A 14,860-nucleotide genomic window follows, 5' to 3' on the forward strand; every position below is an offset into this window, starting at 1 on the left:
TCCGCTCGATTGTAGCGGCGAATTTGGAAGAGATTTTTTCGATGAGACTTTATGTAGGTAATTTGTCGTATCAGTTAACCGACGATGGGTTGAACGACGCCTTCGCGCCATTCGGCGATGTGGTGTCAGCCAATATTGTTATGGATCGCGAAAGCAACCGCTCGAAAGGCTTCGGTTTTGTTGACATGCAAGACGACACTGCGGCGCAAGCTGCTATTGAAGCTCTGAACGGTCAGCCACTCGCCGGCCGCAACTTAGTAGTGAACAAGGCTCGCCCTCGCACCGCGCGATAGTGAACGCACCTTGCGATTGCCTTTAGGCAGGTTAAGCCTGCCTGTGACTCCCTTCTTGTTGAAATATTTTAGCCTACCGATGTTGGTCTTTACCGTGCAACTGCTGGCACGAAGCAGCTAATAGCATTACTATACGCGCATTCATTGGCCCCGCTTAAAGGCTGCTTAATCATGCTGTTATCCCATAAGCATCAATTCTTATTTGTTCACATCGCCAAAACGGGTGGCACCAGCGTGCGGACGGCGTTGTCTAAATATCGCTGGGGGCACAAATATTCATTGCCGCAGTTTGTTTGTAGCAAACTGAGCAGCTTCACTGGTCATCGCATTGGTGCCAAGTTCCCACGTCACTCAAAAGTGATTGCAGCAAAAGAAATGTTGCCGGATGAGTATTTTGAAGGCTTATTTAAGTTTGTGTTTGTCCGCAATCCATGGGATTTGCAGGTGAGTTCATTTCACCACATTAAACGTGAACGGCCTCAAGTGATGCAAGGGCATGACGATTTCGAAAGCTTTCTAAAGTGGAAGTTTGATCCTGAACGGCCATACCAATACCACATTGATACTTCATTGGAGTTTCAGTCTGATTATGTGGTCGATTTACATGGCAATGTTATCGTTGATTTTATTGGCCATTACGAATCACTTCAGGAAGACTTTGATCAAGCTTGTGACAAGATAGGCATTGAACGCATTGCATTACCACACAAGCGTAAAGCGACGGATCGTTCGACCTATCACAGCTACTACACCGATGAGACCGCCGAGCTAGTGGCTAATTACTTTAAACGAGACATTGAGATCTTGAATTACAAGTTTGATGATAAGGCATAAAACGCTAATCATGAGCGAATAAAAAAAGGGGCTTTCGCCCCTTTTTTGTATCTGAAAGTCTAATTATGCGAGCGCAACGCTTGGTGTGACATAATCAAAGTTCAGTGCTTCGGCCACCGATTCACAAGTGATTTGGCCTTTGTAGACATTCAAGCCATTGAGCAGATGTTGGTTGTCTGCCAAGGCTTTCTTATAGCCTTTGTTTGCCAACTGAATGATGAAAGGCAGCGTGGCATTGTTGAGCGCAAAGGTACTGGTCAACGGCACCGCACCTGGCATGTTAGCCACGCAGTAGTGAACAACATCATCAACGATATAAGTTGGCTCATCATGGGTCGTTGGGGTCGAGGTTTCGAAACAACCGCCTTGGTCAATCGCAACATCAACAACAGCAGAACCTGGCTTCATGCGCTTGATCATGTCAGCCGTCACCAATTTCGGTGCTGCAGCACCTGGAATCAGTACACCGCCAATCACTAAGTCCGCGTCTAGGACATTCTGATCGATGGCATCAGCAGTTGAGAACGCGGTTTTTACTTGGCTTCCAAATTGCGCATTCATTCGACGTAATACATCAATGTTGCGATCGAGAATGGTGACATCTGCGCCCATACCAATGGCCATTTGAGCGGCATTCGCGCCCACCATGCCACCACCAATAATGGCGACTTTGGCTGGTGCTACGCCGGGTACACCACCGAGCAGCATACCGCGACCCGCTTGTGATTTTTCTAGCGCTTGTGCGCCAGCTTGAATCGACATCCGGCCAGCAACTTCTGACATTGGAGCCAGTAACGGAAGACCGCCACGATCGTCAGTCACGGTTTCGTAAGCAATACAAATCGCTTTCGATTTAATCAGATCTTCGGTTTGCGGCAGATCGGGTGCCAAATGCAGGTAAGTGAATAGAATCTGGCTGTCACGCAGCATGGCGCGTTCAACCGCTTGTGGCTCTTTCACTTTTACAATCATGTCGGCTTTGGCAAAAATGCTCGCTGCATCAGCGGCTATGGTCGCGCCAGCATTGATGTAGTCTTGATCGGTAAAACCAATGCCATTAGCGGCGTTGTGCTCAACCATCACATCGTGGCCCTGTTGGGTCAATTCACGAACGCTGGCAGGTGTCATTCCTACGCGATATTCGTGGTTTTTAATCTCTTTAGGTACACCGATTAACATGATCACTCCTTTATAAATTGATGCCTAGTCACGAAAGGAAGTATAAGTTCGTTTTTGTAGTGTTTGTGACTGAACTTGCTGTTAATTGTTGGTTGAAATTTTGTTTTGTCTAATCAAAAAAGAATAATCTATGGTTATTTTGTTGCAGGGTTGGCTAAATGACTAGAGTGATTGATGATTTTCAGCCGTGTTGAATCGTGGGCTTTAGCGACACAGGCCAACCCCAATTGAACTGCATACTTCTGGCGTAGTTTAGAAGTTGTGTCGGGCTTATTGTTTTAGTTAGAAGAGGGGAGTAAAAAGTTTTGCCCTAAACGATGTTGCTCAACTTCTGTTTCATCTTTCAAATCAACGCCGGTATAGGCTCTGCTTAGGGCTTGGTCAATTAAATACAGTAGCCGGGTGGTTGCGTCTTCCGAACTTAGTCCACCTTCTCGGATATTGGACAAACAATTGCGTTTTGAATCAGCAGTGCCGACTTGTGGTTGATAGGTCAAATAAACGCCCATGCTATCGGGCGAACTGAGGCCTGGCCGCTCCCCCACCAAAATAAGTACTAACTTCGCCTGTAACGATTCTCCTATGGCATCGGCAACCGCAACCCGACCTTGTTTGACCATGCAAAGTGGTGCAATCGATAACTGACGGGCAGCTAAAGCGGGTAAGAGTTGCGCAAGTAGGGGGCTGGCATTTTTGTCGATCGCTAATGAGGACAGCCCTTCAGTAATCACAATAGCAATATCGTAGCCCTGCTTTGAGCCCTCGCTGAAATCTGCAACCGCTTTGAGCGACTGTTCGCTGAGAAGCCGACCCAGATCGGGCCGCTGTAAGTAGCAAGCGCGGTCTGATGCTTGGCTTTCTAACGTTAGAATGGGTAAACGAAATACACTTAGCTGTTGCTGCAATAGCTCATAATCAAGAGGCAAGTGAACGGCATCGCGCGCCTTGGCATGAGCCAATTGAAATTCCAAATGCGCTTGCGTGGGCAAGCTGTCGCCAACCCGGCCAAGAGCAATGCGAGCGTCGGTATAACGGCGCAATTTTTGCCAGGGATTGTGTTGCACAATAGCAGGCTTATCTGACATCAGTCGCCTCCAATTACATCGGTCAACTGGCTGGAAAAGGCCGGCGGCAGTTGATCGGTAACAGTCAACGCGCCGGATTCATCAGCGATCTTCTGCTTCATCAGCCATTGCTCGAATTCAGGGGCGGCTTTTAACCCCAGCAATTGGCGAGCATAGCGAGCATCGTGAAACGAAGTGGTTTGGTAATTGAGCATGATGTCATCGGAGCCAGGGATCCCCATAATGAAATTCGCCCCAGCGGCCGCTAACTGGGTTAGCAGCATGTCCATGTCATCTTGATCAGCCTCTGCATGGTTGGTGTAGCAAATATCGCAGCCCATGGGCAGACCAAGTAGCTTGCCGCAGAAATGGTCTTCTAAGCCGGCTCGGATGATTTGTTTGCCATCGTATAAGTACTCTGGACCAATGAAACCAACCACTGTGTTGACTAACAATGGTTGGTAGCGGCGGGCAACCGCATAGGCGCGAGCCTCGCAGGTTTGCTGATCAACACCAAAATGAGCATTCGCGCTGAGTGCAGAGCCCTGACCGGTTTCAAAATACATACAATTGTTGCCAAGCGTGCCTCGATTAAGACCTTTAACGGCATCCCACGCTTCATCTAATATGGCTAGATTCACGCCAAAGCCATCGTTGGCTTTCTCGGTGCCGGCAATGGATTGAAATACTAAATCCACCGGAGCGCCTCGACCTATTGCCTCAATATGCGTGGTGACGTGGGTTAAAACGCAAGACTGGGTTGGGATTTGATAGTGCTGAATTATTTCGTCCAGCATCGACATTAGGCCGGTGACTGCTTGCAGATTATCCGTTGCTGGGTTGATTCCAATCACCGCATCACCACTGCCATAAAGCAATCCATCCAACACGCTGGCGGCAACGCCGGCTGGATCATCCGTCGGGTGATTGGGCTGGAGCCGTGTGGATAGGGTGCCGTTAAGGCCAATGGTGTTGCGAAATTTGGTCACCACATTGCATTTACTGGCGACCAGAATCAGATCCTGCACACGCATGATTTTACTCACCGCAGCAGCCATCTCAGGGGTAACTGCGGGCGCGATAGCGGCTAACGTTGCCGCATCCGTCTGGTATTGCAGTAACCAGTTTCGAAAGTCGCCAACGGTGAGGTGGCTAATGGCAGCAAAAGCCTTGGCATCGTGCGAATCGATGATCAAACGAGTCACTTCATCGCTTTCATAGGGGATAACGGGTTGTTGGAGAAAGGTTTTCAACGGTAAATCGGCGAGGGTGAGCTGTGCAGCGACACGCTCCTGCATATTACTGGCCGCCAGTCCGGCTAGTTGGTCGCCGCTGCGCAATGGTGAAGCTTTTGCCAATAAGGTTGCCAGGTCGTCAAACTTGTAGCGCTGGTAGCCTAAGGTCGTCCCAAATTGCGACATGAAGTTTTCCCAATGTCGAAAAGTCACTGTCACTCGTCACAAGTGATTCGCCTAAGTGTTGAGGCAAGTTGTTAGTGGCTCAAACACAGATTAACTGTTGTAGCAAGGCTAGTGCCAAGGGCAGTGGCCATTCGTTTATTAGCTGCCCTGACTCATGAATTAGTTTGATGCAAGCTCGACCATCAACTGCACTGTCAACGAACTTCATCCGTAAGCGGTTGAATCTCATTAGAGTAGTTGCACCATTTGTGTGGTTATTCAGCACTGTATCTGTGCAGATTGTATACAAGTGCGCTTAAACAGAACATGCTCAAGAGCCTGAATGAGCGAACAGCGATAGCCGTTAAGTTGTTTAAAAATTCGCTCTAGCGTACTGATTACTTCTATTTACCCCTTCATCTTAAGCGCTTTTAAAGCACTCCTTTAGGTCGCCAATAGCTATTGGCTCGGTTGTTGCTTTTCCTTTAATTCACAATGCGTTGTTGGTGCTAATCAAGGTGCCAATCGCTGACAATCGTGGCTATGCAACGACGCTCTTCACGAAAGGAAATTTGAATGCCGGGTTTTATCTGCGCCTATGTCACCTATGTTGATGCGTTTAATCGACGCATTGGCCGGCTGGCTATGTACGGGATCTTCCTGATGGTTGGCGTACTTATGTGGTCTTCAATTTCCAAAACCTTCTTTATGCCGTCGCTGTGGACTCTCGAATCCGCCCAATTCGTGATGGTGGCCTACTACATTCTTGGTGGTGCCTACGCTATCCAACTCAATGCCAATGTGCGCATGGATCTGTTCTACGGAAACTGGTCTGCGCACAAACGCGCGTGGTTTGACGCCTTTACCGTGTTCTTTTTGATTTTCTACCTCATCGTGCTGCTTTATGGCGGCTTAGAAAGCATGTTGTATTCCCTCGAATATGGCCAACGGAGCCGCACGGCTTGGCGCCCCTATTTGTGGCCAATTAAAGCGGTCATGTGCGTTGGGTTCTTGATGATGATTCTGCAAGCGATTTCGCAGTTGTTCAAAGACATCGCATTAATCAAGGGAGTTGAACTCAAATGAGTTATGGGGTGATCGCCGCGGCGATGTTTTCATTAATGATGTTACTCATGGCAACGGGTCAGCGAGTGTTTGCCGCGATTGGTGCAGTGGCAGCTATTGCGGCGATGGCGTTGTGGGGAACCGGCGGTGCGGAGATCCCATTTACCGCGGCCATGAAGTTGATGAATTGGTACCCCATGTTGACGCTCCCCATGTTTATTTTCATGGGCTATATCTTGTCGGAATCCAAAATTGCTGATGACTTATACAAGATGTTCCACGTCTGGATGGGGCCCATGCCCGGCGGTTTGGCCATTGGCACCATTGGCTTGATGGTGTTGGTGTCGGCAATGAATGGTTTGTCGGTTGCTGGCATGGCCATTGGTGCCACCATTGCTTTGCCCGAGTTACTAAAGCGCAACTACGACAAGAAAATGGTGACAGGCGTCATTCAGGCGGGCTCATCCCTGGGCATTTTGGTACCGCCGTCGGTGGTGTTGGTGCTGTACGCCATGATCGCCCGTCAGCCGGTGGGGCAACTGTGGTTGGCCGGTATCATTCCTGGTCTAGTGATGGCGGCGTTATTTATTATTTACATTGCCGTACGTTGCCGCATGAACCCAAGCCTAGGGCCTACGCTGTCAAAAGAAGAACGCGCTGTACCGATGGCAGAAAAGCTGCGCTTGCTCGGCGCAGGCATGCTGCCATTGGCTATTTTTGCGGTGATGATGGTGCCATTTGTTAATGGCTGGACCAGCCTAGTTGAAAGCTCGGCCATTGGCGCCATGGCTGCATTGTTAGCCGCCATTCTGAAACGTCGATTAACCCGCAAAGTATTTGAAAATTCCGTGCGCAGTACCTTGGGCATCTCCTGCATGTTCATGTGGATCATCCTGGCTGCTCTTGGTTTTGGCGCTGTGTTTGATGGCCTTGGTGCCGTGAAATCCATTGAGCATCTGTTTACCGATCAATTAGGCCTTAGCCCTTGGACCATCCTCATTTTGATGCAGCTGTCATTTCTGATCATGGGAACCTTCCTTGACGACACCGCCATGTTGGTGATTGTGGCGCCGCTCTATGTGCCGCTCGTGAATGCGTTGGGATTCGATTTGATTTGGTACGGCGTGCTCTACACGGTGACCTCGCAAATTGCTTATATGACACCACCGTTTGGCTACAACTTATTTTTGATGCGCGCGATGGCACCACCAGAAATCAGCTTGCGAGATATTTACGGCTCGGTTGCCCCTTTTGTGGTCATCATGCTGGTGTCGCTCATTCTCATCATGGTGTTTCCTGATCTTGCCATGTGGTTACCGGAAAAAGTTTACGGCAACTAGCGCACTGATTGTGCTGGCTGCTTGCTCATACAGCAATAAAGCTCGAACTAACGGCGGGTCGATCTCGTCACCCTATAGCCAATCGGAGGATTAACCATGACATCAAGACGCAAGTTTTTAACGTCTGCCGCAACATTGGCTGGTGCAACAGCACTGGCTCCCGCCCGTACTTTTGCCGCCAAGCCGAAGATCAAGTGGCGCATGCAAACCTATGCAGGCCCAGCGCTGGCCGAACACGTGATTAAGCCGGCCATTGAAACCTTCAACCGCATTGCCGGTGAAGAGATGCAAATTGAGCTGTACTTTGCCGATCAATTGGTACCAACGGGTGAGCTATTCCGCGCAATGCAAAAAGGGATTATCGATGCCGTTCAGTCTGACGATGATTCCATGGCATCGCCCACCGAAGTCACCACGTTTGGCGGCTATTTCCCATTTGGTAGCCGTTATTCGTTGGACGTGCCTGTATTGTTTAACCAATACGGTCTGGGCAAAATTTGGCAAGAAGAATACGCCAAAGTGGGTGTGAAGCACTTGTCTGCAGGGGCTTGGGATCCATGCCACTTCGCCACTAAAAAGCCGATCACCAGTTTGAATGATCTTAAAGGATTGCGCGTTTTCACCTTCCCAACGGCGGGACGATTCCTGTCGAAATTTGGTGTCGTACCCGTATCTATTCCTTGGGAAGACGTAGAAATGGCGATGCAAACCGGCGAGCTTGATGGTATCGCTTGGTCTGGTATTACCGAAGATTACACGGTGGGTTGGGCTAATGTGACCGACTACTTCCTGACCAACAATATTTCTGGCGCTTGGATTGGCTCTTTCTTTGCCAACATGGATCGCTACAACGAACTGCCTGCTCATTTAAAAGATTTACTGCAACTGACCATGGATAGTTCGCACTATTACCGTCAGTGGTGGTACTGGGGAGGTGAAGCTACCTTGCGGGTTGATGGAAGTAAGATGAAGCTAACTTCCATTCCTGATGAAGAGTGGGCGACGGTTGAAGCGGAAGCTCATAAGTTCTGGGATGAAATTGCCAAAGAATCCCCGACCAAAGCCAAGGTGGTGGAGATCTTCAAAAAATACAATGCTGATATGACCAAGGCCGGTCGCCCCTATCGCTACAGCTAATGAGCCATTAAAGCTGAAGCTCCGGCTTATCAGCTCAATGGTTTTGATTGCCAAAAGCTCGCCAATATCGGCGGGCTTTTGGCCGAATATAGGGTCAGTTTGTTGAGTGAATCTAACCGGTAAAAATTACCAGCGAATAAATTTCACACAGTTTCACTCGATTTTTAGGCCTGAGATCCCTATAGTGCGCGCGTTAAGCATAAATACCCATCTAGCTCAGGAAACGCTCTTTTGATCTCAACCGCAAACATCACCATGCAGTTTGGTGCCGAACCATTGTTCGAAAATATCTCCGTTAAGTTCTCTGACGGCAATCGCTATGGCCTAATTGGCGCCAATGGCTGTGGCAAATCTACCTTCATGAAAATTTTGGATGGCAGCCTAGCCCCAAGTGCTGGAAACGTCAGCATCACGCCTAATGAGCGCGTAGGCAAGCTCCATCAGGACCAGTTTGCGTTTGAAGAGTACACGGTGATTGATACGGTCATCATGGGCCACAAAGAATTGTGGGAAGTGAAGCAAGAGCGTGACCGTATTTACTCGTTACCTGAAATGTCTGAAGAAGAAGGCATGATCGTTGCCGAGCTAGAAACTCAGTTCGCCGAAATGGATGGTTATAGTGCCGAGAGCCGCGCCGGTGAAATTTTAATTGGTGCTGGTATCGAAGAGTCATTGCACTTTGGCCCAATGAGCGAAGTCGCACCGGGTTGGAAATTGCGAGTCTTGCTCGCGCAGGCGTTATTCTCGGATCCCGATATTCTGCTACTCGACGAACCAACCAACAACCTCGACATTGAAACCATCAGCTGGCTTGAAAAGGTGTTGAACGAACGTAAAAGCACCATGGTGATCATTTCGCACGATCGTCACTTCCTCAATGCGGTGTGCACCCACATGGCTGATATTGATTATGGTGAGCTGCGTGTTTATCCGGGTAACTATGATGATTTCATGCGGGCGTCTACGTTAGCGCGTGAACAGCTTCAATCGGACAATGCCAAAAAGAAAGCTCAAATTGCCGAGCTGCAACAATTTGTTAGTCGTTTCTCTGCCAATGCGTCAAAGGCGAAGCAAGCAACTTCGCGAGCGCGTCAAATTGACAAAATCAAACTGGACGATATCAAACCGTCGAGCCGCGTTAGCCCGTTTATTCGCTTTAACCAAGAGAAGAAGCTGCACCGCCAAGCGCTGATCCTTGAAAATTTAAGCCATGGTTTTGATGGTGACACCTTGTTTAGTGACGGCAACATGATCATTGAAGCCGGTACTCGACTTGCTGTGATTGGTGACAATGGTGCCGGTAAAACCACCTTCTTGCGCTGCTTAATGGATCAGTTGAGCGCCAATGAAGGGGTTATCAAGTGGTCTGAAAATGCCAGCTTGGGTTACTGCCCACAGGATCATGCAGGCAACTTCCCTGAAGGAATGAATGTGTTTGATTGGATGAGCCAATGGCGTAAGCCAGGCCATGATGATCAAATTGTTCGCGCCATGCTTGGCCGCTTACTGTTCTCAGCTGATGATTACAAAAAACTGGTCACTGTGTGTTCTGGTGGTGAGAAAAACCGACTGTTGTTCGGCAAGTTAATGATGCAAGAGACCAATGTCTTGCTGATGGATGAGCCAACCAACCACCTCGACATGGAAGCCATTGAAGCACTCAACTTGGCTCTTGAGCACTATGAAGGCACCCTGATCTTTGTCAGCCATGACCGAGAGTTTGTCCAGTCGCTGGCAACTCGCGTGGTAGAAATCAAAGATCGTAAGCTGATCGACTTCCAAGGTACCTACGACGAGTACCGAGCGAGTCAAGACGCCTAACCATTGGCGGCGTTGGCTGCCTGTGCGTTTATTGCAGTGCCTGATGACGGGCACTGCACACTTTTGTTTGTTGCCCCACTCATCACACCGATACATCAACACTACCAATAACACTGATTTGATTGTCACTTTTTGGCACAATAGCTAGTCGTTCAGAACAACTATTTTGGTAGCCTCGGAGCCTTTGATTGTCGGCGTTTTCTCAGCATTCCTCACATCGATTAAGTCGGGTTTACCTGCGTAAGAACCTTGCGTTGGCTTGGCCTCTTGCTCTCAATGCCTTGCTGATGCAGTCGATGCTAATCATCGACACCTTGTTGGTCTCGCCGTTGGGTGAAGTACCGCTGGCAGCTATGGGGATTGCGTCAACCATATTAGCGTTTGCGCTAGGCGTGCAATTGGCATTGGCCAACGGCACCCAGCTTATTGTTGGGCGGGTGTTTGGCGCGAATGATCAGCAAGGGTTGGCTTCAACCGTGATCAACGGACTGCTGATTAATCTAGCCGCCGCGTTTTTGTTTTTGCTGATTTTTCATCTCTGGTTAGAGCCTGCGGTGAATGCCTTAACCGATCGCCAGGACATTGCTGACAAGGTACAAGAGTATCTGGCTGTGGGGCAATACATCCTGCTTCTCAACGCGCTGGCGCAAACTATTATTGCGCTGCTCAATGGCCGCGGTGATACCAAAACGCCTTTTCAGGCTTATTTACTAGAGCTGCCGTTTAACGCCGTCGTTAGCTTTGTGCTGATTTTTGGGGTGAGTGCGCTTGGTTTGAATTGGCAAGGTTTAGGAGGGGAAAACCTTGGCTGGGAAGGTTTAGGGTTTGTTGGAGCCGCCTTTGGTAGTTTAGCGGCCATTACCGTGCGGCTGTTGTATTTGTTGTGGCGGCTTGCTCAACAAACGGATTTACCCGCCTTTACGCTTAAATTTAACCGCTCTGAATTGACACAACACTTTGCTGAGATCTGGCCGGTGGCCACCAATTTCATTGTCTTATCCGTTGGCAATACGGTTTATCAACTGTTGTTTGCCCAGCTAAATATTTATTCCTATGTCGCCATCACGTTGATTTTTCCTTGGCTACGTATTGCCACCCAATTCATTGTGGCGTGGGCGCAGGCTAATTCTATTAGCATCACCCAAGCCATTGGCAAAGGCAGGCATAATCATTTAGCACTGATTGTGCGGGCTTGTATCAAACTCGGTGCGCTAATGGCCTGTGCGGTGTCGGCCGCCTTGTTTGGCTTTAGTTTGCTGGTGGAAGTGGTCTACCCCAACGTGACCGAGCAAACCTATGTTGCGCTGGCAAGCATTGCGCCGCTCTATATTGCGCTGCCATTGGTACGCACCTTTAACACCATTGCTGGCAATTCGCTCAGAGCAATGGGGCGTAGTGTGCAAGTGCTTAAAATACACTTTGTTACGCAATGGCTGGTGGGTGTGCCGCTCTGTGGCTTAGTTATTTTGTATTTTGATTGGGGCTTGGTGTGGGCGTTTGCGTTGTTGCCGATCGAAGAGCTACTCAAAGCGATTCCCTTCTACCGATTACTGCGCCATCAGTTGATTGATGGACGTGATTGTTCGAAATAGAAACCGTGAACACAATACAGCGCAACGAGCTCAAAACGCATGTCACAACGGTCATACAACTCAACCACATCAAGATATCCAACGCTCTCCATAAAACCTTTGGGGTTTGCGCGCGATACTTGGTGCGGCTGAGTCTGCCTTACAGAGATTTGTTACTGAGCGAGAAGCGCCTCAAACTGAGCTTCAGACAACACTTCTTTATCAAGTAACGCCTTTGCAACCGTGTCAATTTGATGCCATTGCTGCGCTACGAGTTGCGCTGTTTTGGCTGTTGCTTCGTCTAGCCATTGTTTAATCAGCGCTTCGGTGTGCTGTTGGAAATAATTCTCGCCGGAGCATTGGTTCAAGGCTGTAACGTCGATGTTGTAGCTATCTGGGTGCATGCCGTGTTTGGCAATGGCTGACCATGCCGACCACATCGCGTTTCTGAGATCGCTACTGGCTCCGGTATCGAGTCCTTCGTCACCGAATTGTTTTACTTGTGCCGCTCTACCGGCTAACGCCACGCAAGTTCTAGAAAACCAGAACGACTTGGTGGTCGAAATGTGTTGATCGTTACTGTACGCAACCATGCCCAAGGTTTGTTCTCGAGGCACCACACTAATTTGCTCAATAACCTGTTCAGGCAACAGCACCTTGGAAATAACGGCGTGTCCGGCCTCGTGATAAGCGGTTTCTGCAAGCGTTTTTTCACTATTATCAAGCGAGCGCTTGGCACCGTATTTGAGAATATTAATTTCCTCAACCAAGGTGCTTTGATCGATTTTTCGATTGTCTTCACTGAGTGCGCGCAATACCGCTTCACGGTGAATTTTTTCTAAATCGGCACCACTCATTCCGGCCGTTAATGACACGATTAAATCGATGTTGATGTCGGTTTCATAGCCGTCGTAACGCAAAAACTTTTCCATAAACCAGCGGCGCGCGTCTTTGTCTAAACACGGCACGTGCACGTGCAAGTCAAGCCGTCCAGAGCGCAACAATGCTTCATCAAGCTTTTCTAATCGATTGGTGGCAGCAACAATGAATACCGGCTCGCGGGCCTGAGTAAAGCCGTCAATTTCGGTTAGCAGTCGGTTTATCAGTGCATCGGCTTTCGGCCCTGCGTCACCACGTTTGGGTAGCGCATCGATTTCGTCGATAAACAAGATACATGGCGCGTATTTTCTCACCCGCTGAAACAAAGACTTCATAAAGTTATCAGAGAGAAGTTCATTACCGGAACAGGTGGCGATCGGCATGCCGGCTTCACTGGCTAATGCCCTAGCGAGTGTGGTTTTACCGGTTCCTGGCGGGCCGTAAAGCACCATACCTTTGGGCGGTGATACGCCAGCTTGAGCCAGTTGATCGCCGTGGCTAAGAATATTAATGGTTTCTCTCAACCGAGCTTTTACGACGTCATGGCCAGCAATATCACTGAACTGAATTGTTGGCATATCCAGAACAATGCCACCGCTTTCTCCTACGTCTTCTGTGCTGAGTAACAGCTTGCGAGAGGCATGAGAAAAGTTAACTGTGAGAATGTCTTCAGCTAAGCTGCACGATGTTTCCACGCACAGCACTTCGTGCCGAAGCCTCAGCGCTTGAACTTGGCTGTCAAAGGTTTCACTTGCTAACAAGTTAAGGATTTCATCGCCGAGCGAGAGCGCGATCTTGGAAAAATTAGTTTCCGGGTTGAGTCGCATAAAGTCGGTAATGGGATCAAGCACTTTGCCGGCAATATTTGCCTTGATATCGCGAATATCAAAAAATGGCGCAAAGGTGGTGAGTAGCAGTCTTAAAACATCGTCTTCGAGCGGCTCGAAATAGATATCGCTTTTCTTGGTAAAGTGCTTGAGATCTGTGGTGACCTGCTTGTTTGCAACTTGGGTTAGCTCTGGTACGCCGAGCGTTTTGAAAAGTACAATACTTCCCTGAGACAACCGAGACAGGAATTCGGGGGGAATAGCTTTGACTTCACGATCCCGCTCGATTTTTGTTTCGTTGCGCAGTTGGCTGAGCATGGCTGCACGCGCTTGTTCCGGCTGGCTTTCGATACTGCTCAGATAGCCCTGCTTATTGTAAACCGCACTGCCCAAATTCGAGGTGAACACCACAATGGTTTTGCGGAAGTCGACTTCCTTTTGCGTGTATTCATCGGTGACTAATCCGGCTGAAAGCATACGGAGTAAGGCTAACAATACTTGCGTATGTGCTTTTTCAAACTCGTCAAATACGATCACCGATTTTGGATGCTTCTCAACAAAAGTTGTGAGAACACCTGGTGCCGCATCATCGTAGGTTTTTTTGGCGCCCACCAAACCAAAACTTTCATTGGCGTTGGTGTACTGGGTCATATCAAATACTTTGCACGAATACTCATTACCGAGGTGATGAGCAAAGCGTTCTGCCAAAAATGTTTTTCCGCAGGCGGCAGGGCCAGCAAATAAAAATAGGCCTTGCGGTCTATTTTGCCGTGGCTGCCAGAGCCCTTTTACCATGCTATCGATTAAAAGCTCTACGGCGTGATCTTGGCCGTACACTTCATCCAATAGCGTTTGTTTGAGTTGTTCAAAGCTTTTGAGTTGGTCAATATAATCGGATGGCGCGTCGGGCACGTCGAACAAATCCACCATGTTTTTCAACTCACGGCCTGCGTCGTCGGAGGTAAGCTCATCGATAAATTCTTTAAGCTCAGGGGAGAACGGTATAAAACGACGTTCTTCCATTTGTTTGATCAATGACTTACTTAAATCAGAGCAATATCTAGCCGACAACACTGTGATCGTGGCACTGCGCAAAATTGACGATGCCAGCTTTTGATAGGGCTCACTGTCTTTATTGTATGCATGAGAAATTAAACAGAAAAAAGCGGCGGAAACATGTTCGGGGGTGAGCTGGTCAGATTTTTCACTGATCGCGATATGTTTGGCAAAAAGAAGTAGTGTTCTCAAGTAGACGTTCCCTGTTAAGCACCTGACGAGTGGGGCGCCATTCTGTCATGCCTCGGGATTTATTTACAACATGTGGTTCTACGGTTCGTGATGCTAGTAGAAACCAATTTGTTACTTTCCTTACTCTATTGAATTGGCGATATTTTTCACGTTAAATGAGACCATAACTAAAGCCTACAGTGCATTGCTTTCCGCGAACATT

The 14,860-nt window shown here is 48.7% G+C and carries 11 protein-coding genes; 7 read left to right on the forward strand and 4 right to left on the reverse strand.

Annotation, left to right across the window (positions count from 1 at the left end; all coding sequences use genetic code 11):
* Positions 1-41 precede the first annotated feature (41 nt).
* Together K0504_RS01600 and K0504_RS01605 are read left to right on the forward strand one after the other, a co-directional pair.
* Entirely contained in the window at positions 42-293 is a 252-nt protein-coding gene (locus tag K0504_RS01600; RefSeq protein WP_220102384.1) for an RNA recognition motif domain-containing protein, read from the forward strand.
* Positions 294-464: 171 nt separating this feature from the next.
* Positions 465-1,127 (forward strand): sulfotransferase family 2 domain-containing protein, encoded by a 663-nt coding sequence (locus K0504_RS01605; protein WP_220102385.1) that lies wholly within the window; start codon positions 465-467, stop codon positions 1,125-1,127.
* Positions 1,128-1,190: 63 nt separating this feature from the next.
* Here K0504_RS01605 and ald read toward each other — a convergent pair whose 3' ends face one another.
* From ald to K0504_RS01620, 3 genes are all read right to left on the reverse strand, one after another.
* Complete coding sequence (ald, locus tag K0504_RS01610; RefSeq protein ID WP_220102386.1) at positions 1,191-2,306, reverse strand: alanine dehydrogenase; 1,116 nt, start codon at positions 2,304-2,306, stop codon at positions 1,191-1,193.
* A 278-nt stretch (positions 2,307-2,584) separates the two neighbouring features.
* Entirely contained in the window at positions 2,585-3,391 is an 807-nt protein-coding gene (gene eutC, locus K0504_RS01615; RefSeq protein ID WP_220102387.1) for an ethanolamine ammonia-lyase subunit EutC, read from the reverse strand.
* A complete protein-coding gene (locus tag K0504_RS01620; protein WP_220102388.1) occupies positions 3,391-4,791 on the reverse strand; it encodes an ethanolamine ammonia-lyase subunit EutB in 1,401 nt (466 codons plus the stop codon). Before K0504_RS01620 ends, eutC begins: the two co-directional genes overlap by 1 nt.
* A 555-nt stretch (positions 4,792-5,346) precedes the next feature.
* On the opposite strand from K0504_RS01620, the gene K0504_RS01625 reads away from it, so the two are divergent.
* The 5 genes from K0504_RS01625 (at position 5,347) to K0504_RS01645 (ending at position 11,725) form a co-directional block, all read left to right on the forward strand.
* On the forward strand, positions 5,347-5,856 hold the full coding sequence (locus tag K0504_RS01625) for a TRAP transporter small permease subunit (RefSeq protein ID WP_220102389.1): 510 nt from the start codon (positions 5,347-5,349) through the stop codon (positions 5,854-5,856).
* A complete protein-coding gene (locus tag K0504_RS01630) occupies positions 5,853-7,175 on the forward strand; it encodes a TRAP transporter large permease (protein ID WP_220102390.1) in 1,323 nt (440 codons plus the stop codon). Before K0504_RS01625 ends, K0504_RS01630 begins: the two co-directional genes overlap by 4 nt.
* 96 nt (positions 7,176-7,271) lie before the next feature.
* Positions 7,272-8,312, forward strand: coding sequence for a TRAP transporter substrate-binding protein (locus tag K0504_RS01635; RefSeq protein ID WP_220102391.1), 1,041 nt, complete (start codon positions 7,272-7,274; stop codon positions 8,310-8,312).
* Positions 8,313-8,543: 231 nt separating this feature from the next.
* A complete protein-coding gene (locus K0504_RS01640; RefSeq protein ID WP_220102392.1) occupies positions 8,544-10,133 on the forward strand; it encodes an ABC-F family ATPase in 1,590 nt (529 codons plus the stop codon).
* Between the two features lie 188 nt (positions 10,134-10,321).
* A complete protein-coding gene (locus tag K0504_RS01645; protein ID WP_225917894.1) occupies positions 10,322-11,725 on the forward strand; it encodes an MATE family efflux transporter in 1,404 nt (467 codons plus the stop codon).
* 152 nt (positions 11,726-11,877) lie between these two features.
* On the opposite strand, the gene K0504_RS01650 is transcribed toward K0504_RS01645, so the two are convergent.
* Positions 11,878-14,658, reverse strand: coding sequence for an AAA family ATPase (locus K0504_RS01650; RefSeq protein ID WP_220102393.1), 2,781 nt, complete (start codon positions 14,656-14,658; stop codon positions 11,878-11,880).
* Positions 14,659-14,860: the final 202 nt, after the last annotated feature.

The organism is Neiella holothuriorum (assembly GCF_019457915.1).
In the GTDB taxonomy this organism is placed as follows: Bacteria; Pseudomonadota; Gammaproteobacteria; order Enterobacterales; family Neiellaceae; genus Neiella; species Neiella holothuriorum.

Coding starts and splice junctions, on each gene's coding strand:
- K0504_RS01600 (WP_220102384.1), top strand. CDS start 42: ATGAGACTTTATGTAGGTAATTTGTCGTATCAGTTAACCGACGATGGG.
- K0504_RS01605 (WP_220102385.1), top strand. CDS start 465: ATGCTGTTATCCCATAAGCATCAATTCTTATTTGTTCACATCGCCAAA.
- ald (WP_220102386.1), bottom strand. CDS start 2,306: ATGTTAATCGGTGTACCTAAAGAGATTAAAAACCACGAATATCGCGTA.
- eutC (WP_220102387.1), bottom strand. CDS start 3,391: ATGTCAGATAAGCCTGCTATTGTGCAACACAATCCCTGGCAAAAATTG.
- K0504_RS01620 (WP_220102388.1), bottom strand. CDS start 4,791: ATGTCGCAATTTGGGACGACCTTAGGCTACCAGCGCTACAAGTTTGAC.
- K0504_RS01625 (WP_220102389.1), top strand. CDS start 5,347: ATGCCGGGTTTTATCTGCGCCTATGTCACCTATGTTGATGCGTTTAAT.
- K0504_RS01630 (WP_220102390.1), top strand. CDS start 5,853: ATGAGTTATGGGGTGATCGCCGCGGCGATGTTTTCATTAATGATGTTA.
- K0504_RS01635 (WP_220102391.1), top strand. CDS start 7,272: ATGACATCAAGACGCAAGTTTTTAACGTCTGCCGCAACATTGGCTGGT.